Below are 19730 nucleotides of genomic sequence, written 5' to 3' on the forward strand. Positions count from 1 at the left end.
TGACTCTCTCATTAAACTGGCTAGACGAGTTTTATTATTTCGCTGAACGACTCAAAAGAAAAGTCATTCCTACATCTGTTTTTGTTTCATCTAATGCGTTTTTTGTTTTAAAGCTTTTTTTATTTGAGTGATGAAAATCTAAGCCTCCGTATAGAACAAATTTCCTCCATTTACTTTTACTTCACTTTTCCATTAATATCCAAACTTCAATTACAACAATTAAGTAAAAAAATGGATCAGGACTTAACTTTGCAGGATGCGAACTATCTCAATAAAGAAGATAAACGAACCCTCGCCCTTTCTTCATTGGGTGGAGCTTTAGAATTTTACGATTTTGTGATTTATGTGTTTTACGCCAAAATCATTTCCGACCTGTTTTTCCCAAGCACCCTTAGCCCATTTTGGGCCATGCTTAACACTTACGGAATTTTCGCAGCAGGTTACTTTTTTAGGCCTTTAGGTGGGGTGGTTATGGCCCACTTTGGTGACTTGGTTGGGCGTAAAAAACTATTTTCACTTTCTATTTTGCTGATGGCGCTGCCTACCCTGTTTATCGGGATATTGCCGACCTTTGAAAATATTGGGTATTTAGCCCCCCTACTTTTACTACTTATGCGAGTGGTACAAGGGATTGCGATTGGGGGTGAAATTCCAGCCGCATGGACCTTTGTGTCAGAACATGTACCCGAAAGAAAAATTGGTCTGGCAAATGGTTTATTGACTGCTGGACTGTCTCTAGGAATTTTACTAGGTGCACTGATGTCTCTATGGATTTCACTGAATTTTAGTGAAGGGCAAATCCATGACTGGGCATGGCGTATTCCTTTCATTGCAGGTGGTATTTTTGGTCTAGTCGCACTTTATTTACGAACTTATTTAAAAGAAACGCCTGTGTTTAAAGCCATGCAGGCTCGTAAAGAAATTTCAAAAGAAATGCCAGTGAAGCAAGTCTTAAAAACGCATAAAACAGCCGTAGCGATTGGCATGTTATTTACATGGTTTTTAACGGGATGTGTGGTGGTGGTGATTTTAGCCATGCCAAATTTGTTGATTGGTTCATTTGGCTTTGAGCGCGCACAGACTTTTGAAATGCAAAGTGCAGCCATTGTCATGCAAATGGTGGGCTGTATTTTGGCAGGCTATTTTGCTGACCGTTTTGGCTGTGGCAAAGTCATGATGGTCGGTGCGCTTGCCGTGGCGCTTACAGCGGCAGTTTTTTATAACAGTTTGGGGCACGCGGCACATTCAACCATTTTTGGTTTATATATGCTGTTGGGTCTATGCTCTGGTACAGTTGGCATGGTGTCGAGCAGTATGGTTAAAATGTTCCCCGCGCCTGTTCGCTTCTCAGGCATTTCATTTTCTTATAATTTATCGTATGCAATTGTTGGTGGTATGACGCTGCCTTTAGTGCATTGGCTCAGTCAATACAGTGATATTGGTGCGATGTATTATATTTTCGCGCTAACAATTTTGGCCTTTGTAACTGCCTTTGTGTTTTGGAATAAGTTTGAAAAAAACAGATATTAAAAGCTTTAAATTATTAAATAAAAAACCACGCCGATTGCGTGGTTTTTTATTGCTGCTTAGTTTAGAAAGTAAAGCCGATATTAAAGTTAATACGGTATAGCCATTTATCGCTGTTTGGCGAGGTTGCAGAGGTATAACCCGTTGAGTTTGTAGAGCCACCAATAATGTTGGAGTTTTTACCCCACGTATAATCTGCCCAAACCATAAATGGTGAAGCAATAAACATCATCCCTGTGGTGTTCATTTGCGAGTCTGACCAATCATCACGTTTTTTATCCAAGTAACTATAGTCATTATAAAACTTAATGGATTTTAGCTTGCCCATATTGGTGACAGGCAACGTATAGGCAAGGTTTAAACTGGCAATGGTTCCTTCTGAAGCAATGAAATAAGCAGGTGTAAGTCCATTCGCCCCCATTAAAGTCATATCATTATTTACACCATCGGGATTTTTAGCATCGTATTGATAATGAATGACCGAGCTTTGTAAATTAAAGCGTTTGTAGTTGTTTTCGGTATGCAAACCGACTGCATAATATTTGCCGTCTTTGTCGGTAATATCGTTATGTAGCTGAGCAATCGCACCCGATACACCAAACTCTTGCTTACCGAAATCAGTTTCTAACTTGCGAACAATACGGGTATTCACCTGATTGCGTTTTTCATTTTGATAGGCTTTTTGAGATGGAAATGCATTTCCTGCCAAGTCATCATAAGTTGCACTCTCAGGGGAATAACGCAAGTTCGTCTCTAACATTTGCGGGTAATAACCAAGTTTTAAATCCCAGTCTTTGTCGTGATAATTCCAGTTAATCCCCGGTGCAATATTGTTGCCATAACCTAAAAAGAATGGAATGTGATAGGTCCAGCCATTTTGTGGATAGGGATAAATCGTGAAAGGCTTATAAACCAGACCTGCTTCAATGCTGTTATTGGCATCTAAGTTATAGCCGACATATGCTTTTTCAATGGACGTTTTCTGTTGGTCTTGAACCATATAACTGGCACTGATATAGGCATCATCAAATTTACCTTTGATATCTACCTTGAAAATATCAAAATGAAGTTTTCCAAAACCACGGTTTGGCCCCTCCCAATCTTCATAGCGTTGATTTAACCGAACCACCCCACCTAACTTTAATGAGTCTGTGCCATCATCACTTTTCCATTCAAGCAATGAGTCTTTAGCAAATGCATTGACGCTTACCCCCAGCGTAAGCGGTGCAATGAATGCCATGATCAATGAAGTCTTTTTCATCTCTACATCCTTGATTGAGTTCCAGCGTCCTGCTGGAACTTTATTTGTTTTACCTGTAAAACTTAGTTTTTATTGTTTTTTAGACAAAAAATTTTATCTAAAAAAAGGATGGCTTAGCAGCTCCCATCGCATATGTACTAAACCATCCAAACTGGTTAATACAGTTTCTTTTGCGGTGGACCCGCAAAATTTAATGGCCCAATCGAGTTCATATCGAGCTCGATTACAGTTGGTCCTTCAAAAGCGACAGCCTCTTGAATAACCGTTTTAAACTCATCTGCACTACCAACTTTCCAGCTTTTCACCCCCATTGATTCGCCAAGAAGTTTGTAATCAGGTGTATGCAGTTCATTGAAATACTGACGACCACCGAAGTAGTTATTTTGAATGCCACGCATTACACCATAACCACCATCATTCATAATCATTAAGACCATATTAGTGTTTTCTTGCACCATAGTTGCAATCTCACCAATACCAAGCATTAAGCCGCCATCGCCGACTAGACCAATCACTTTTTTGTCAGGGTTAGCAACCGAAGCACCAATTGCTGTTGCAAGGCCTAAACCAATTGCACCCGCAAGTGAGTGGATATTTTGGTTTGGTGCTTGTACAGGGAATAAACGGCTGCCCCATGTGCTACCAGACATGGTGATGTCTCGTACAAAAATGCCGTCTTGCGGTAATGCTGCACGCAAGTGATCACAAATTAAAGCGTACTGATCGATTTGTTTACGAAGTGCATCAATTGCAGCTTGTTTAGCCGCCACTACAGCATCATCATAATCGGCGTCAACTTTTGAAGTTCCTTGAAGCTGTTCTAACACACGTGTTAAGACATCTTTGGCATCGCCACAAATGAAGTTGCGAATTTTGTAATTACGTTGCTGAGCCACAGGGTTTGCATCTACCTGAATAATGTTTTCAGGAAACTCAACCGAATAGGTTTTTGTTTCATTACTACGTAAACGAGAACCCACTACCACCATCAGGTCGGCATCTTTTAATAACTGTTCAACACCTGCAGAGTTATGGAACGCACCTAAGCTACGTGGATGATCATCTGCCAACACCCCACGAGCATGAGTCGAGGAAACAACTGGAATACCTAAATCTGCAATTGCTTTAACTTCGGCAATGCTATTTAAAGTTCCACCACCAATCCAGAAAATCGGGCGTTTTGCTTTTTTGATCTCGCTTACAAGAAGATCAATTTCAGCTTGCTCTGCCTGTGGCAATTCAAGTGCTTTCACTGGCCCAAGATTAAGTGGTAAATCAATTTCTGCTGCTTGTACATCAATTGGTAACTCAACACTAACTGGTCCCATTGGAACTGTAGTTGCGACACGAATTGCCTCACGAATCACACCAACAGCATTGTCTGGACTGGTAATTCGGAACGCCGCTTTGCTTGATGCACGCAAGAATGTAAGTTGGTCTTTGGTTTCATGAATGAAGCTTGCATCACGGTCGAGATATTCACGCTCAACTTGACCTGTTAAATGTAATACAGGGCTACCTGCATTCATTGCTTCAATCAGTGAACCTACTGCATTACCTGCCCCAGCACCTGTACTGGTCAACGCTACACCTAAGCCTTTAAAGCGTGAGTGTGCATCTGCCATGGTGACTGCACCTGCTTCACCACGTGCTGCAACAAAGCGCATTTTTTCACGGCGCCCTACTGCATCGGCAATAGGTAAATTGTGGATGGAAATAACACCATAAATACTATCAACTTGGTGCGCTTCTAAAACTCTTGCGATTGCTTCGCCTACATTTACACGTTCAGTCATGTCTGTTCCTCAAAATTTGTTTTCAGTCCTTGAATTTATTAATCGCACCAAGGGTTAGGCTGTTCATTCAGCCCCATATAAATACTCTTTTGTTGCATGTACGATAAAATGCCCAAACGGCCTTTTTCGCGCCCAATCCCACTGTCTTTAAAGCCACCAAACGGAGCACTAATCGAGAATTTTTTGTAGGTATTAATCCATACCGTTCCCACTTCTAATGCACGTGCAATGCGCCAAGCTTTACGATAGCTTTCAGTCCAGATGCCTGCGGCAAGGCCAAAACAACTGTCATTGGCTTGGGCAATTAAATCTTGCTCATTGTCATATTTCATAACGACTAAAACAGGGCCAAAAATTTCTTCCTGACAGGTTTGAGCACTGTTATTTAAGCCAGTGATAATGGTCGGTAAGTAATAGCTTCCTTTGGCATAGTCACCACTCCTAAGTGCCTCACCACCAATCAAAACTTGACCACCTTCGCTTTTGGCAAGTTGCACATAGCGATCAACTGACTGCAAATGCTTGTCATTGACCAGTGGACCTAAATGCACACCCGCCTGTTCCGGATGGCCCACACGTAAGCCTTTGGTAATTTCAACCAAACGCGTTAAAAACTGATCGTAAAGACTGCTATGAATAAACAAGCGAGAACCTGCGATACACGCTTGGCCTGCCGAGCTAAAAATTCCGTACGCCACACCTTTAGCAGCCAGTTCGACATCTGCATCCGGTAAAACGATGGTTGGTGACTTACCACCTAACTCAAGCGAAGTGGTAATGAGTTTGTCAGCGGCAATGTGTGCCAAATGACGACCCGTAGTTGTTCCACCCGTAAAAGAGATTTTACGAACCAGCGGGTGCTGAGCAATTGCATCACCAATCACAGAACCACGCCCAACCAACACACTGAGTAAGCCTTTTGGTAAACCAGCCTCTTCAAAAATTTTGGCAAGCTCTAAAGCAATGAGTGAAGTTGCTTCTGCTGGTTTTAACACCACGGCATTTCCTGCTGCCAAAGCAGGAGCAAGCTTTTGAACTTCACTTGCAATTGGAGAGTTCCAAGGGGTAATAGCTGCTACAACACCTACAGGTTCATGCACACTCATGGTCATAAAGTCCGGTGCACGCTGAGTGGTGAGCTCATCGTTCAGCGTTTCACATGCTGCTGCAACATAACGCGCAGTCGCCGCAGCGCTCATCACTAAACCACGAGTTTCGGTTAAAGGCTTCCCATTATCGCGGGTTTGCAGTTTCGCTAATTCATCTACACGCGCTTCAATAATGTCTGCAACTTTATAGAGAATACGTGCGCGCTCATGCGGCAAGCTGTTTCTCCAGCTCGGTTCACGCCAAGCCTGATCTGCTTTTTCAATTGCTTCATTTACATCTTCAAGCGTTGCTGTTGAAAGCTCAGCGTTTACCGACTGATCTGCCGGAAACAGGCTTTGAATGACTGCACCACGGCCTAATCGCCATTCACCTGCAATATAAATTTCCTTTGCCATGATCAAATCCTTCTTAAATCTGTATTGCTTCTACACTGTTGCGACAAGCACGAATCACGCTAAGCGCAGCCAAAGTTGATGTTTTCGGGTTACTTGGCAACGGCACGCCCACCAGTTCAATGGTCATTTGTCCAAAGCCGCCTTCTGCCACAATGGTGTGTTTGTTTTTGTTGATGGTTGGATCAACAGTTAACTCAACCATGGTTTCATCCATTCCAAGCCCTGCAAGTGCAATGGTTGCTGCAACGTTGGCATTGGCTGGAAATTTGGTCGCAGCTTCACGGGCAGTTCCAGTAAAAAAAACCGTAGGTTCTGAAACATGGTCTAAATCGACCAATTGCTCTGCATAACTGCCCTTCCAGCTTTTTGGACTTTTACAGCCTTTATAAGTGACCTTTTGCAAGCCACCTTCTTTGGCCGCAGAAATACCGTCAATACCTGCGATAGCCCCTGCCAGTAAATGCAGATGGGCATCATTTTTTTCGGCAGTTTGTTTAAGCTGAACCAAAAACTCGCTATCAGCCAAAGTACCCACCGAAATCAGACCAATGGTCCAACCTTTCGCTAAAACTTTTTGAGCATGCTCTTTCACTGCTGCTTGACCTGCCACTTCAATGACATAGTCTGGTGTACCATCACATTGCTCAATATCTGAAATCACTTGAATGTCAGAAGAGACTTGTGACTGCACTTTTTCAATGCTGCGAGATGGCACTACAATCCACTTGAGTTGCAGATCTTGGGGCAAGTGGGCATACACTTCTGCTGCCATTGCGCCAAAACCAATCATCATCAACTTTTTCATGACAGCACCTGATATTTATAAATGTTTGTTAAAACCACCTGAGACATCTATTGCCGAACCTGTGGTGTAAGATGCCAATGGTGATGCCAAGAAAACTAAAGCACGTGCAGGCTCTTCTGGACGGCCTAAGCGCTGCATAGGAATGCCACGATTTTTTGCGATATTGCCGGTCCACTCTTCCCATGACAGATTTAAATCTGAACGGGTTTCATAACGGCGTTTCCACTGCGCAGATTCGACCATTCCAAGTAAAATTGAGTTCACACGAACGCCATATTGAGTAAACTCATGCGCTAATGAATGGGTTAAATTCAACAGCGCAGCGCGTGCAGATGAAGTCGCAATCATGTGCGGTTCTGGTTGCAATGCCAGTAACGAGTTCACATTGGTAATTGAGGCATTTGCCGACTGTTTTAAGTCGTCGAGAAAAGCCCGTACCGGATGTAAAACACTGAAATATTTCAGCTCAATTTCTTTCATCCAGTCTTCATCTTGTGTGTTTTCAAAATTTGAAACACGGCCTTGCCCAGCATTGTTAATGAGCATGTCCACATTGCCCAAATTGAGTTTGACGTCTTTGGCAAATTGCAGAACTTCTTCTTTTTTCAACACATTACATGCTTTGGTAAAAATATTGGCATGTGGAAATTTTTCTAAAATATAGTGCTTAGAAGCATTTAAACGTTCTTCATCGCGACCACACCAAGCAACTTTTGCACCCTCTGCAACCAGTATTTCAACAGCAGCCAGCCCAATCCCAGATGAGCCACCGGTAACAACTGCAACTTTTCCTTCAACTTGGAAGCTCATAATCCTTAATCTCTCTTACGATTGTTCCTGAATCGTCAACATAATTTGGTTAAATGCTTGCGGTTGGTCGACATAACTTAAATGTCCTGCATCTTCTAGGACGAAGTGCTGTTCCAACTGCAATTCCTGAGCAAGCTCTTGTATACCTAACGCAGGAGTGATTTGATCTTGCTGCCCTGCAATCACTGTGCATGGGACTTTTAAATTAGTTAAGTAATTACGTATTTCGTCATATGCCAGTAAGTACGATGCATGTGTGAAACCCTGTAGGGTCAACTGTTGCATCACCTCTGAAACTAAGGCTAAGGCTTGTGGCTCTTGTTTATAAATCAAATGAGGTCCACGGCTTTGGGCCATTCCTTTAGCACCGAGCTCTTTCAACATTTTTGGTCTTTTTTCAAAAACCTGAATTTGTGTCTGTTCATCGTGGCGTTGGTAGCCTTGCGCCAAGTTAGCGACCACCAAGTGTTTCACTCGCTCTGGGTACAGTGCAGCAAATGCACTGGCCTGTAAGGCACCTAATGAGTGTCCGACCACAATTGCTTTTTCAATTTTTAAAACATCGAACAATGCTGCCAAACGCTTTGCGTAGTCGGTCGCATTGGGCTGATCAGTTAAAAGTTCATCTGATTTGCCATAGCCCGGTGCATCCCAGGCAATGACATGAAAATGATGAGACAACACTTCAAGTTGGTTTACCCATGAAGCAGAACCTGAACTAATGCCGTGCAACAGCACAAGGTACTCGCCCTGACCGGCTTCCCGATAGGCTTGTTGCTGGCCTTGAACATTGACCGTTTTCACTGGAAATTCTGCTAACTTTTCAATGAGTGTCATCATTTTTAATTCTTTCCTTTCATTCACTTCATCAAACAATTAACGTTTGATTTGAGACAATGGATGCTCTGGTGGATAGTTAGGAATTGTTGGTTTACCTGTTCCCAACATCACGCACATCAAGGCATCTTCTTGACCTGGGTTAAATAAACCACGGTAGATCCCCGGTGGAATTGAAATCAGGTCACGCTCTTTTAAACGGGTTTCAAATTTTTCGCCGTTGTGCTCAATAAACAAATCAATTTCGCCGCGGAGCATAAAGAAAACTTCTTCAACGTCGTGGTGAATGTGCAAAGGACCTTCACACTGTGGTGGTAGAACCATGGTTGAAAACGTGAAGTTTTCTGCTGGAACGGTGTTACCGTCATTTGCAACACCTGTTGCACCCGTACCCATGTAACGCATTTGTGCACGGCGATATTTCGGGTCGTAATCAGCTTGGAACTTCAAAGCATCGAAGTCGTATTTACGTGTCTCAAAGCGAGCAATACGCGTGTTTAACCAATCTTCTAAAGAAGTACCTTCTGGTTGTGCCCACGATTCGAATTGTTGTGTAGTCATTTTTTAAACTCCTATACAGTGAATTAATAACGTTTTAAAAGAGGAACCAAGAACAACGACCCAATGACAGCGACTGCAGCCAAGAAGGTAATTCCCAAATTAAAACTATGTGTTTGCATCACGATGTAACCGATAAGAACAGGTGCAATTGCACTTGCAAAATTACCTAAACCGTTAAATATTCCACCCGCTGTCGCACCTACATTTGAGGTGGTTACTCGGGCAAGCAAAGCAAATACCGCAGCCACTCCAAAGCCCCACGCCATAGCACTTAAAGACATAGCAGCAATAATCAATAATGGCTCAGTCATAATGACCATCACATACATGAAGATGCCCGCGAGTAATAAACCGCTGAATACTTGAATTGCGCGGCGGCCTAATTTGTCAGATAAAAACGCACCAACTACTTCGCCAATTAACATTGCAATGAATGGAAAGCTTGAATACACCCCAAACTCTTTGAGGTTGAATCCTTTGTCTTGCATGAGATAAGAAGGAACCCAACTGTTTAGGCCCCACAGATAAGTCATTAAGGCAATATTGAATAAGCACACCAACCAGAACGCGCTATTGCTCACAAGTACTTTGGTATTGGCGATATGGCCTTTGAAGTTAGTACGTTTACTTTCACCTTCAAGCTCAACAGTTTTCTTGAGTTGCAAGTTACGCAGACCAAAAACAATGCTTAAAATTGCAATGAGTGTTAGTGCAGCCATCACAAAAAAAGTGGTATGCCAGTCGTGGTGTGCCAGAACGGCTGCCGTAATTGGGAACCCAAGGAATGCACCAATCGGTGTACCCAGTAAGAACATGGTTGAGGCACGTGCCTGCTGACGGTCTGTATAAGTCTGCTTAACAATGGTGTATGCCAAAGCAAATAGCGGACCTTCTGCTAAACCGAGCAGTACACGTAAAATCAACATGCCTGAGTAGCTGGTGGTAAAGCCCATGCAAAGCATGAGTAGGCCCCAAGAGGTCACGCTCCAGAACAGCATTTTCTTTGGGTTAAAAATATCGCCTAAAAAGCTTAGAAAGACTGATGAAAAACCATAAGCAAGTAAAAAACTTGTCATGAGCCATCCGAGCTTGGCTTTATCTTCAGTAATTCCCATCGAGCTTTGAAAATGTGGGTCTGAAAATAAAACCGCAATACTGATCTTGTCGAAAAACGCCAGTACCACACACACCATAAGGACAAAAGCAGGTACCCAATGCTTCAATCCACTTTTTTCTTCATTACTCATGTGTCATTCCTTCGATTTGGTAATGAGAACCAGATTTAATGTTTACGGTTTTAACTTCATGACATTAAATTCAGCATCTGCTAATAGTTTTGGATCTAAAACGGTGTTGGCTTGCATCCAACGTTTTGCCAGTTTGACTAGCTTCGAGTCATTAATAGCAATCATGTTGAGCAAACGATTTTCATGGTCCAGATATAAATAGCTCACCTGATCTTCACCGCCTTGGCGAATGACCAATTCTTTGGTTTTTTCAGGTTGATACGTTCCTAAAATCTGAATGTTGAAGTGATATTGATCAGACCAAAGCCATGGAATATCGCTATATTCAGTTTCAATTCCCAGCATTGATTTCGCAGCTGCAATCGCTTGATTTTGTGCATTTGCCCAAGACTGAATGCAATAACCCAAGCCCGGATGAATCGCGACATCGCCTGCGGCATAAATGTTTTGATCTGAAGTTTGCCCAAAACAATTCACCACAATGCCATCTTTCACATCAAGACCAGCGTGTACACCTAACTCTTTGGCAATGTCAGCACCTGCACCTACCACGACACAGTCAAATAACTGACTATTTTGAGGATGATTCACCACTTCAACTTTCTGATTAGGTGCTTCAACCAAATGAAGGCTCTTGCTGTCTAAATGAATTTTTGTACCTTGGGTCTCATGCATATTTTTTAAAAATGCAGAAACTTCCGGACTCACACTTCTTGCACATAAACGGTCACCATATTCAAAAATATGAACCTCTTTACCTTGCTTACGTGCGGTTGCAGCGATTTCCAAACCAATCCAACCACCGCCAATCACAGCGACATTTTTTGCATTCTTTAAAATTTCAGCCAAACGTTCACAGTCATGCACATTGCGTAAGGTCACAACATTTGGAATAAACTGCCATGTATTAACTGGTACACGTGCACGGCTTCCGGTTGCAATCAGCAATTTGTCATAGGGTAAAATCTGGCCACTTTCTAAATGAACCTGTTTTTGTTCACGATCGACTTTTGTTGCAATTTCCGGTTTATGCCATTGAACGTTGAACTCTTGAACCTGTTCTGGAGAGAACAGATTCAAACTTTCATAAGTTGCTTCTTTTGAAAGTACTTGCTTAGACAGTGGCGGACGCTCATAAAACACTTGATCTTCATTTGAAACCACGTGAATTTCGCCCACATAACCGTTTTGGCGTAGTGTGCTTACTGCCCAACCCGCTGCCTGTCCGGCACCTACAATTACAATCTTTTCCATAGCCATCTTCCTTGTTCAGCCATACCTATTAAACAGGCTTCACCTGACGGCGGGTTGTGTCATCAAGACCACCTTCAATCGCCCATTCGGTGAAAAGCTCTAGACGATGCTCTTCTACACGTGGCTGCCATTCTTCTGTCAAATAATCATCGTTGGTGTAATATTCAAACGCACCACCTAATGGCGAGTTGACGTACCAGAAATAAGCAGAAGAAATTGGGTGACGTCCCGGTCCAATAAAGGTTGACCATTCCGAACGATTCATATTTAAACCGCCCCCAATTACTTCATGGATATCACGTACTACAAACGCAACGTGATTTAAGCCAGCAGGTTTATTTGGAACACTGAGCAAGAATAAATCATGGTGATAACCTTCACCGCGGCAACGTAAGAATGCACCACGGTTTTTATAGGCATCCGATAAATGAAAGCCTACTTTTTCAATATAGAAGTTTTCAGTTGTTGCCAAATCTTGTGTGAAGAACACCACGTGTCCAATCGCAACAGGCTGACCTTTTTCATAGACAGGACTTGCTGCATTAACACGTTGAATATTGCCGTATTGGTTAATGCCTTCCGTTTTAAGTTCAGGAACTTCCTTAACAAAGCTTTGTTCAAAACGAATGGTCATGCCATTTGGGTCAAGACACTGAACTGTATTTTCAGTACGTTTAAAACCTTTTACATCGGCCAAACGAGCTGCCAAGTCTTCAAGGTCTTGAACACTATCAACGCCCCAAGTCACTTCACGTAAAGTTGAACCTTGTTCAATAGCAGCAGGCAAACGATCATCATCACAATTAAATAGATAAATCTTGCTGCCATTTTGGGTTTGGTATAAATCTGTGCCTTCAATATCTGAAGTACTTTGACTTAAACCAAAATCTGCCAAAAACTTGTTTGAAGCGGCTCTATCTTCAACTCCAAACTTTAAAATCTCGATCCCTGTAATCATTTGACTACTCCTTAGTTAAAGACAAAACCGCCATTGACCGGAATATTTTGACCTGTCACAAAAGAGGACAAATCCGACAGTAGATACAATGCTGTTCCATTTAAATCTTGTGGAAGTTGCTGACGTTGAATCGCTCTTCCGTTGACATATAAATCGTGACGTTCTTGAGGTACATACTCGGTTGCTTCAACCAAAGTTAACCCCGGAGACAATGTGTTGACACAGATATTGAACTGACCCAACTCTCTTGCCATTGAACGTGTCATAGCAACAATTGCACCTTTACTTGCAACATAAGCCATTAGGTTCGGTGCGCCCCAAAGTGCTGTATCGGAAGCAACATTAATAATTTTTCCGGCAGCCGATTGCTTTAAATGGGGAACGCAGGCCTTACTGATCAGCCATGTGCCTTTCACATTAATATTCATAACTCGATCCCAAAGTTCAGGATCGTAATCAATCATATTTTTTCCACCGACATTGGTTGCTAGTGCCGCACAGTTCACAAGGCCATCTAGTCCTTGGAGTACGTCAACACTTTTTGCAACCGCATTTTCAATAGAGTCTGCATTGGCAAGGTCAACGGTGACCGCATGAACGTTTAGCCCTTGTTGCTGTAACGCTTGGGCTTCTTGTTGCACCAAGTCAGACAAAATATCTGCCATCACAACTTCAGCACCAGCCTCGGCAATCGCTTGCGCGAAATCTCGGCCTAAACCACGCGCAGCACCAGTCACTAAAACTTTTTTGCCTTGCAACAACGCTACATTAGCCATGAGCTTCTTCCTGCATCTCGATACGGTTTGATGCATTTAGTGCAGCAATTTTCTTTAATTGCTTCTCAGCTTCTTTTTTCATTAAACGGCGTAAACGTGCAAGACCAACATCGTGTTGATAGAGGAACTCTTTTTCACGCGCATTTGGCGCAAGGTTTTCTAAAATAATTCGGTCTTGTTCCAATACATCCCAATGCAACTGCTCTAAATGATTGCGATACAAGAAGCGCCATACATTTCGTTGCCAACCACTCACCTTACGGCAGCGCCAGAAAAATACGCGAGTATTGTTAGCGTCAATTGGCGTTGCATAGCCCACAATCCAGAATTCGCCACCTGGGCCAAATTGCTTACGGTATGGAATTGAAAGACGTAACCAGCTCGCACCTGTTGAACCATATTCGACCCAGTCGAAGTTCACCCCTGTTTGACCTTCTTTTTCAAAAACAAAGCCATTATCGGTTGTGCGATGCTTCATCTCTGCGGTACGTTCACCATCTGCCATCGAATGCGATGTAGCGTGTAAATAGGTCCCGTGCATTGGGTCCATCACGTTATCAATCGCGTATTGATGGTTTACTTTCCAGTCTGCTTGGCAAAGGAATGAACTCCACTCTTCACTTGCCAGTTGTTCTGGAAACTCAAGCGGTGCGGGTTGTTCATTTGCATCGATACCAAACCAAATGAAGATTGCGCCATGTTGCTCAATGACAGGATAGTTCTTTAAACATTTCGTTCCAGTCATTGGACATTCATGAACCGCTGGCACATCAGCAACCACACCATCAGCACGAACTTCAACACCGTGATACCAGCAAGCCACTCGGTCACCCAAGTTCCAACCAAGTGAAAGACGTGCACCGCGGTGTGGACAGCGATCTTCAAGTGCATGAACCTGACCTTCGGCATCACGCCAAACCACAATATTTTCGCCTAAACGAGTAATTCCAACTGGATTAGCAGCGACTTCCCAACTTGCTAAAACCGGATGCCATTGGTCACGTAAACCAAGTTCTAAATATTCTTCAGCGCTTTGTGAAGTTGATACGATTGCGTTCATTTTATTCGTCCCTGAATCAATAACCTAAACGTTGCATTTCTTCTGTAAAGCTCGCAGAAGTCCATTCATTACCAGATTCACAGCGGAAACCCTGTTGATTAAGTGCAGAAACAACATCATCCAACTCAGTTGCGCCCGCAGAAAATGCCTGAATCAAGTTCTTTACAAAGTCTTGTTCGTAGAGAGTCGGTTCTTTATAACGTGTTTGCCAAACCAACAATTCAGATTGACCAGGAATTTGAATATTGTTGATACCTGCTTCGGTTGCCGGCGTTGCATGAATCCAGCTTGCCAACTTTTCATTAAATGTCTTCATTGTTCTGCTTCCTTGTACATGTGAGGACTAGAGTTGAATTTGAATATCCTGTCCTTCAACACGAACTGGGTACGTACATAGGTTTCTACACCCGGGTCCACTTTTTAGCTCACCTGTCTGAATGTCAAAAATTGCTTCGTGCAATGGACATTCCACAGTTTGATCTTCGATAAATCCTTCGGTTAATAAGGCATACGCATGAGGGCAAACATTTTCGATAGCAAAGTAATTTTCATCGACGAAAAATACGCCTATTTTTTTCCCTTCAATTTCGATGGCTTTCGGCTCATCTTCGCTAACGTCACCTTGCTGACAAACTGAGATCCAACTCATATCTTGCGTCCTCGTTTTGTTTTATATACAAAACTTAATTTCATTTTCAAAACACAAGCAAAGAATAATACTCTTGATTAATTTTTGTCAAAGTAAAAATAAACATATAAATCATGCAATTAATTAATTTTAAATAATTTGTTACGTTTCAAAATAAAAACTTTGTTTTAAATATAAAAATTGTTTTATGCGATCTTTATAATTACAATAGTTCTAAAATAAAGCATAATGCCCTAATTCGAACCCTGTTTTATTTATAGGAAAACAACACGAATGAGCCTAGAGATTGAAGAAGATTCGCAAGAATCAGAAACAACAAAAAATGATGATCGGTATTTAGTACCAGGGCTTGTGCGTGGTTTAGCCATCTTGCAAGCTTTTAATCAACAAGCACAAGAAATGACGATTACAGAAATTGCCGAAATTTTGGAAGTGAACCGTTCTAGTGCATTTCGTCTGATCTACACACTTGAAGCTTGCGGTTACTTAAGGAAAGCTTCACAAAAAACGTATGCTCTCGATTCAAAAGTCATGGAGCTTGGTTTTAACAGTTTATCTAAACTTTCATTACTCGATTTATCGACGCCCTTAATGAAAGAACTACGCGACCAGACCAAACTGGCAGTACATCTGACCGTTTTAGAAGGTACACACATTGTTTTTGTAAATAACGTTCAATCTATGGGAACGTTTACCAGCAATATTAGTTTAGGTACTCGCTGGCCTGCCCATGCAACCGTCATTGGTCAAATGTTATTGTCAGATTTACCAGAGGCAGAAGTACGACAACGTTACCGTAATTTCAATGAGTGGGATAGTTACTCAGAACTGACCCCAACCAGTTTGAAAGCACTCATACAAAAGTTGAGTTATGTAAAAACTCAAAAATCGATGGTGAGCTGGGGTCATTACAACCACGATATGGCTGCTTGTGCTGCCCCTATTTTCAAACAATCAAATGGAAAAATGGTGGCGGTTCTTTCAGTGAGCTGCCCAATTACCACTTATGATGAAAAGACCTTTAAAGAAGATATTGCCGCTATGGTAATCACAACCGCAGATAAAATTTCAAAATTTATTTATTAAAAAAAGCGACGTTAAGTCGCTTTTTTTGTGCTTTTATTTCATCAATTAAAAACTACTTTAAAAACTTCACCATTCATATCCTGAAAACTCAGTAGCAAATGATTTTCTTTAATATCAAACTTTAAATACTGCTGTTTAAACTGTATTACGGCATAAAACTCTTCAGCACCATCATCTAAACCAGTCGCAGAGACCTGTGTGCCTTGTGGAAAATCCTTGAGCCATGCAGCCTTATAAAAATCTGACACTGAATTAAAATCTATATATTTTGTGGGTTCGGCCATAATTTTTTGGGCCATCGCATCAAACTGTTGCTGTTTATATATGACTAAATTCAGGATCATGGCTATTCTTAAAGGTTAATCATTAACAGTCATCAATAGAGTGCGTATAGTAGTGTAATTTTCCATTACGGAAATGAAAATGTAAGCCATCATTAGTACCTTTCCAAGGAAATATAGAGTAAGTATGATTTTCAGATATAACTATTTGTTTACCAAAAAACTTTTTAAAATCATTCTCGGTAGTTAAATGATTAAATAATCGAGAACCATACTTTAGACCATTTTGCTGGCTTACATATACCTTATCTAAAGATCCCGTAGAGAGTATCACTCCATCTTCATATACCCATTGATCTGGAAAATAACCACCATTGCATTCATCAGCTTCACCTTTAATAACCTGCTTTGGCTTTTTCAGATTATTTAAGGGAATATCAAAACTGTTTAATACCTTACCATGCCATAAAGGTTTAATATTGACTTGCGCATAAGAGGGAGTTGCTACTAAAAAACCAATACAAAATAAAAATATATGAGTTAAATTTTTCATAAAAATCCAGAAATTAATGATTTAGAAGTTTTGTGCCTTAGCCTTATTAATGATCAAACCTTTTTGTTTGTCTTTCATAATAATTAAAGGAGATCCAACTTTCTTAGTTTTGGTATTATCCAAATATTTTTTCTTCTGTAAATAAATCTGTTTGTCTTTAATAAAGCTATCTATGGAAGTTTCATCATCCGTATAATAACTAATATCTTGTGTATAAATATTTGACCAGTCCGCTACCCAAAAAATAATAAAATTTCCACCACGCTCCTGATAATTGTCTATAGCAAAAGTTTCAGAATCAATTTTATGTATAGTCTGGCCAGCTATTGCGGATATATCCCGACTTTGCGCTTTAAAATAGTAGGTTTTATTTTTATCTAAATTGATAGCAAATACATTATAGCCTAGCGCATCAGCTATATCAGGCTTAAAGCAAGAATAGCTTTGTATTTTTACCTGTGATGCCTGTATAGCTAATTTATTATTTTCAGCAGCTTCATCTTTCTGACATGAATCTGGTAATTTACTAAGCTGCTTTAAAGGAACAGCGTTAATCTGAGCATTTGCATAACCAGAAAAAAGAAATAAACAAAATAAAAGTTTTTTTAAAGTATGAGTCATCAAATAATTTCCAAACAGGATTATTGTTTTAATATTTTCTCATACATTAAATAGTTTTTTTCAAATCTATATGATCAACCTGCTTTCTTTTAACCTTCTCCCATTGATACCAACCATAAGCTGCCATTAACACAAAGGCTGCATATAAGGCAGAAGTTAAAAATAGATCTTTATAAATAAACATGCCCACATAAATAATATTTACAAAGACCCAAAGTATCCATGTCGCAATATGTTTTCGACTGGTCCAATAAGTTGCAAGTAAACTAAATGCGGCAAGCTGCGAGTCGAGCATAGGCACTGCTGCATCGGTAAAGTTTTTAAGTATCAAACCAAAAAGTAAACCACCTACCGCGGCAATGATCATTTGGATAATAGCGGTTTGAGCTGCAATAGGTTCAATTCGAATATCATGATCTTGCTGCTTCCCTTTGAGCCAATAGTAAAAACCATAAAAATTCATAGCCATAAAAAAGAACTGTAAAATGGTTTCGCCATAGAGCTTAAATTTATAAAACAAATAAGCATATAAAACACAGGCAAAGAAATTAACCAACCAACACCACATATTACGAGTTATCGTTAATCCCACTCCAATTAGACTAACCAAGACCGCAAAGACTTCTAGAGGTGACATAAGAGCAGCTGCTTATTGAGATCAATTTGACAAGGTATTATGAGAAAAATATGGGCCTAAGCAAACAACTAATTTAGCGTATTCAAAAAAATCTATATTCCACGCTTGAATCTAATTTGTACTTTTCTATTTATATGTTATAAAAATATCATCTATATTTTTAATATACTTATCATGTTTTTATCTAAAGCCCATTATTGTCTAGCGCGTCAATTCTACGCCTCAGAGATTAAGTTCTGTGTGGTGATTTGGCGACGTCCTTATTTTGGACAATTTGGCGCTTTGAATAAAAAAATCAAGAAGTTAATTACATAATATATTCTTTGATTTTTCTTAAAAAGCCGCCATAAAACGCGGCTTTTTTTATGTCCGTTCATCCTACAAAATATCACTTTATGGAGCTTTATATGAAGCCTTTATTTGAACAACAGAGTACGTCCAGCCCGCAGATTCAGCCGGCTGTAGCATTACCTTCATCTCCGACTCGACTCGCTACAGCCGGCCAATTTATTGCGGTCATTGTTATTTGGTCGCTTACACCTCTCGCCGCCGTCTGGACAGTACAAGAACTTCACTGGGCATGGGGATTATTCCTTCGCTTTAGTATCGCTATTCCGATTGCTTTACTGTGTCTAAAATTTTTTCGTTTAAAACTGATCTTTAGTAAAAAAGCAATTTTAAGCTACTGTGCAGGAGCCATTGGTTTATTTGGTTCCATGGCTTTTTGCTATATGGGTGCAGATAAAGTTCCTTCGGCCATTATTTCAATTATTTACGGCGCCTCTCCTTTAGTATCTGGGCTCATTAGCTCCTTTGTATTAGGACACGAGCGTTTTTCATCATGGCAGTGGCTTGGTCTCGGTATTGCTCTTGTCGGGATGAGTTTTACATTAGGGCTATCTTCATCGGGTTTTCAGCTCAACAGTATTGGTATTATGCTAGAGCTGATCGCTATGCTGTTTTATGTATTGTCGACTTTTGCCGTAAAATCTGTCGGAGCGCATATTCACCCCATTATACAAATGACGGGTTCTAGCCTTGTCTCGTGGGTAGGTTACGTATGCTTATTGCCTTTCTTCTGGTCGTATCTTCCAACTGAATTTCCAAGTCTGAAAATTTCACTCGCGGTCTTCTATAGTGCTGTCTTTTCTTCTGTACTTGCCATGATTTTTTATTATCAGCTCATTAAGGTACTACAGCCGACGACGGTACTACTTATTACAATTATTACCCCTGTTTTAGCCACCTTTTGGGGAACATGGTTCAACCATGAACACCTTAGCTCACATCTAGTTTTAGGTTTAATCATGTTGTGTCTAGGGCTATTGATGTATTCAAGGCGCTCTGCATAAGCTTATACAACCTGACTCATCTATGAGTCAGGTTGCACTTTTAACTCATATTTACAGCATCATTTTATTTTCACTTACCAAGTCATCAACAAATTGTATTTGATCGTTTTTAAATGATTGTTTAAAAGATAATTAAAGACAAATAAAGAGCGTG

The 19730-nt window shown here is 40.8% G+C and carries 21 protein-coding genes; 3 read left to right on the plus strand and 18 right to left on the minus strand.

The window, feature by feature from the left end; genetic code table 11:
- Window positions 1-231: 231 nt before the first annotated feature.
- A complete protein-coding gene (locus tag ACG59Z_RS11900) occupies window positions 232-1530 on the plus strand; it encodes an MFS transporter (protein ID WP_013198643.1) in 1299 nt (432 codons plus the stop codon).
- Window positions 1531-1591: 61 nt separating this feature from the next.
- Here ACG59Z_RS11900 and ACG59Z_RS11905 read toward each other — a convergent pair whose 3' ends face one another.
- From ACG59Z_RS11905 to ACG59Z_RS11970, 14 genes are all read right to left on the minus strand, one after another.
- Window positions 1592-2788 (minus strand): hypothetical protein, encoded by a 1197-nt coding sequence (locus tag ACG59Z_RS11905; RefSeq protein WP_400199540.1) that lies wholly within the window; start codon window positions 2786-2788, stop codon window positions 1592-1594.
- Between the two features lie 155 nt (window positions 2789-2943).
- On the minus strand, window positions 2944-4584 hold the full coding sequence (locus ACG59Z_RS11910; protein ID WP_400199542.1) for a thiamine pyrophosphate-binding protein: 1641 nt from the start codon (window positions 4582-4584) through the stop codon (window positions 2944-2946).
- 38 nt (window positions 4585-4622) lie between these two features.
- A complete protein-coding gene (locus ACG59Z_RS11915) occupies window positions 4623-6089 on the minus strand; it encodes an aldehyde dehydrogenase (protein ID WP_400199543.1) in 1467 nt (488 codons plus the stop codon).
- Between the two features lie 13 nt (window positions 6090-6102).
- Window positions 6103-6894 (minus strand): aspartate dehydrogenase, encoded by a 792-nt coding sequence (locus ACG59Z_RS11920; RefSeq protein WP_023897190.1) that lies wholly within the window; start codon window positions 6892-6894, stop codon window positions 6103-6105.
- Between the two features lie 15 nt (window positions 6895-6909).
- Complete coding sequence (locus tag ACG59Z_RS11925; RefSeq protein WP_400199545.1) at window positions 6910-7704, minus strand: SDR family oxidoreductase; 795 nt, start codon at window positions 7702-7704, stop codon at window positions 6910-6912.
- Between the two features lie 15 nt (window positions 7705-7719).
- Window positions 7720-8544, minus strand: a complete 825-nt coding sequence (locus ACG59Z_RS11930) for an alpha/beta fold hydrolase (RefSeq protein WP_400199546.1) — start codon at window positions 8542-8544, stop codon at window positions 7720-7722.
- Between the two features lie 36 nt (window positions 8545-8580).
- Entirely contained in the window at window positions 8581-9102 is a 522-nt protein-coding gene (locus ACG59Z_RS11935) for a cupin domain-containing protein (RefSeq protein WP_014206035.1), read from the minus strand.
- Window positions 9103-9125: 23 nt separating this feature from the next.
- The gene (locus ACG59Z_RS11940; protein ID WP_400199548.1) at window positions 9126-10349 is read right to left on the minus strand and encodes an MFS transporter; all 1224 of its coding nucleotides are present in this window, start codon (window positions 10347-10349) and stop codon (window positions 9126-9128) included.
- Window positions 10350-10391: 42 nt separating this feature from the next.
- On the minus strand, window positions 10392-11603 hold the full coding sequence (locus ACG59Z_RS11945; RefSeq protein ID WP_400199549.1) for an NAD(P)/FAD-dependent oxidoreductase: 1212 nt from the start codon (window positions 11601-11603) through the stop codon (window positions 10392-10394).
- A 28-nt stretch (window positions 11604-11631) separates the two neighbouring features.
- Entirely contained in the window at window positions 11632-12561 is a 930-nt protein-coding gene (locus ACG59Z_RS11950) for a VOC family protein (protein WP_400199551.1), read from the minus strand.
- 11 nt (window positions 12562-12572) lie between these two features.
- On the minus strand, window positions 12573-13337 hold the full coding sequence (locus ACG59Z_RS11955) for an SDR family oxidoreductase (protein WP_400199552.1): 765 nt from the start codon (window positions 13335-13337) through the stop codon (window positions 12573-12575).
- A complete protein-coding gene (locus ACG59Z_RS11960) occupies window positions 13330-14397 on the minus strand; it encodes a Rieske 2Fe-2S domain-containing protein (protein ID WP_396479653.1) in 1068 nt (355 codons plus the stop codon). Before ACG59Z_RS11960 ends, ACG59Z_RS11955 begins: the two co-directional genes overlap by 8 nt.
- Before the next feature lie 16 nt (window positions 14398-14413).
- The gene (locus ACG59Z_RS11965; protein ID WP_107973897.1) at window positions 14414-14713 is read right to left on the minus strand and encodes a recombinase-like helix-turn-helix domain-containing protein; all 300 of its coding nucleotides are present in this window, start codon (window positions 14711-14713) and stop codon (window positions 14414-14416) included.
- Between the two features lie 27 nt (window positions 14714-14740).
- Window positions 14741-15046 carry a non-heme iron oxygenase ferredoxin subunit gene (locus ACG59Z_RS11970; protein WP_002117586.1) on the minus strand — a complete coding sequence of 102 codons (306 nt, stop codon included), beginning with the start codon at window positions 15044-15046 and terminating at the stop codon, window positions 14741-14743.
- Between the two features lie 273 nt (window positions 15047-15319).
- Here ACG59Z_RS11970 and ACG59Z_RS11975 point away from each other — a divergent pair, with 273 nt between their 5' ends.
- Window positions 15320-16132: an IclR family transcriptional regulator gene (locus ACG59Z_RS11975; protein WP_400199556.1), complete on the plus strand. Its 813-nt coding sequence runs from the start codon at window positions 15320-15322 to the stop codon at window positions 16130-16132.
- A 41-nt stretch (window positions 16133-16173) separates the two neighbouring features.
- Here the strand turns inward: ACG59Z_RS11975 and ACG59Z_RS11980 are convergent, their stop codons facing one another.
- From ACG59Z_RS11980 to pnuC, 4 genes are read right to left on the minus strand one after another with little or no spacing between them, the layout of a single operon-like run.
- Window positions 16174-16476, minus strand: coding sequence for a hypothetical protein (locus ACG59Z_RS11980; protein ID WP_032047794.1), 303 nt, complete (start codon window positions 16474-16476; stop codon window positions 16174-16176).
- Between the two features lie 22 nt (window positions 16477-16498).
- A complete protein-coding gene (locus ACG59Z_RS11985; protein WP_400199557.1) occupies window positions 16499-16966 on the minus strand; it encodes a hypothetical protein in 468 nt (155 codons plus the stop codon).
- A 21-nt stretch (window positions 16967-16987) separates the two neighbouring features.
- A complete protein-coding gene (locus tag ACG59Z_RS11990) occupies window positions 16988-17587 on the minus strand; it encodes a hypothetical protein (RefSeq protein WP_400199558.1) in 600 nt (199 codons plus the stop codon).
- 46 nt (window positions 17588-17633) lie between these two features.
- Window positions 17634-18224 carry a nicotinamide riboside transporter PnuC gene (gene pnuC, locus ACG59Z_RS11995; protein ID WP_400199560.1) on the minus strand — a complete coding sequence of 197 codons (591 nt, stop codon included), beginning with the start codon at window positions 18222-18224 and terminating at the stop codon, window positions 17634-17636.
- 407 nt (window positions 18225-18631) lie between these two features.
- Between pnuC and ACG59Z_RS12000 the strand changes: the two genes are divergently transcribed.
- Window positions 18632-19576, plus strand: a complete 945-nt coding sequence (locus tag ACG59Z_RS12000) for a DMT family transporter (protein ID WP_400199562.1) — start codon at window positions 18632-18634, stop codon at window positions 19574-19576.
- The last annotated feature ends 154 nt before the right edge of the window (window positions 19577-19730 follow it).

The organism is Acinetobacter sp. ABJ_C1_1, assembly GCF_044684115.1.
GTDB lineage: Bacteria > Pseudomonadota > Gammaproteobacteria > Pseudomonadales > Moraxellaceae > Acinetobacter > Acinetobacter nosocomialis_A.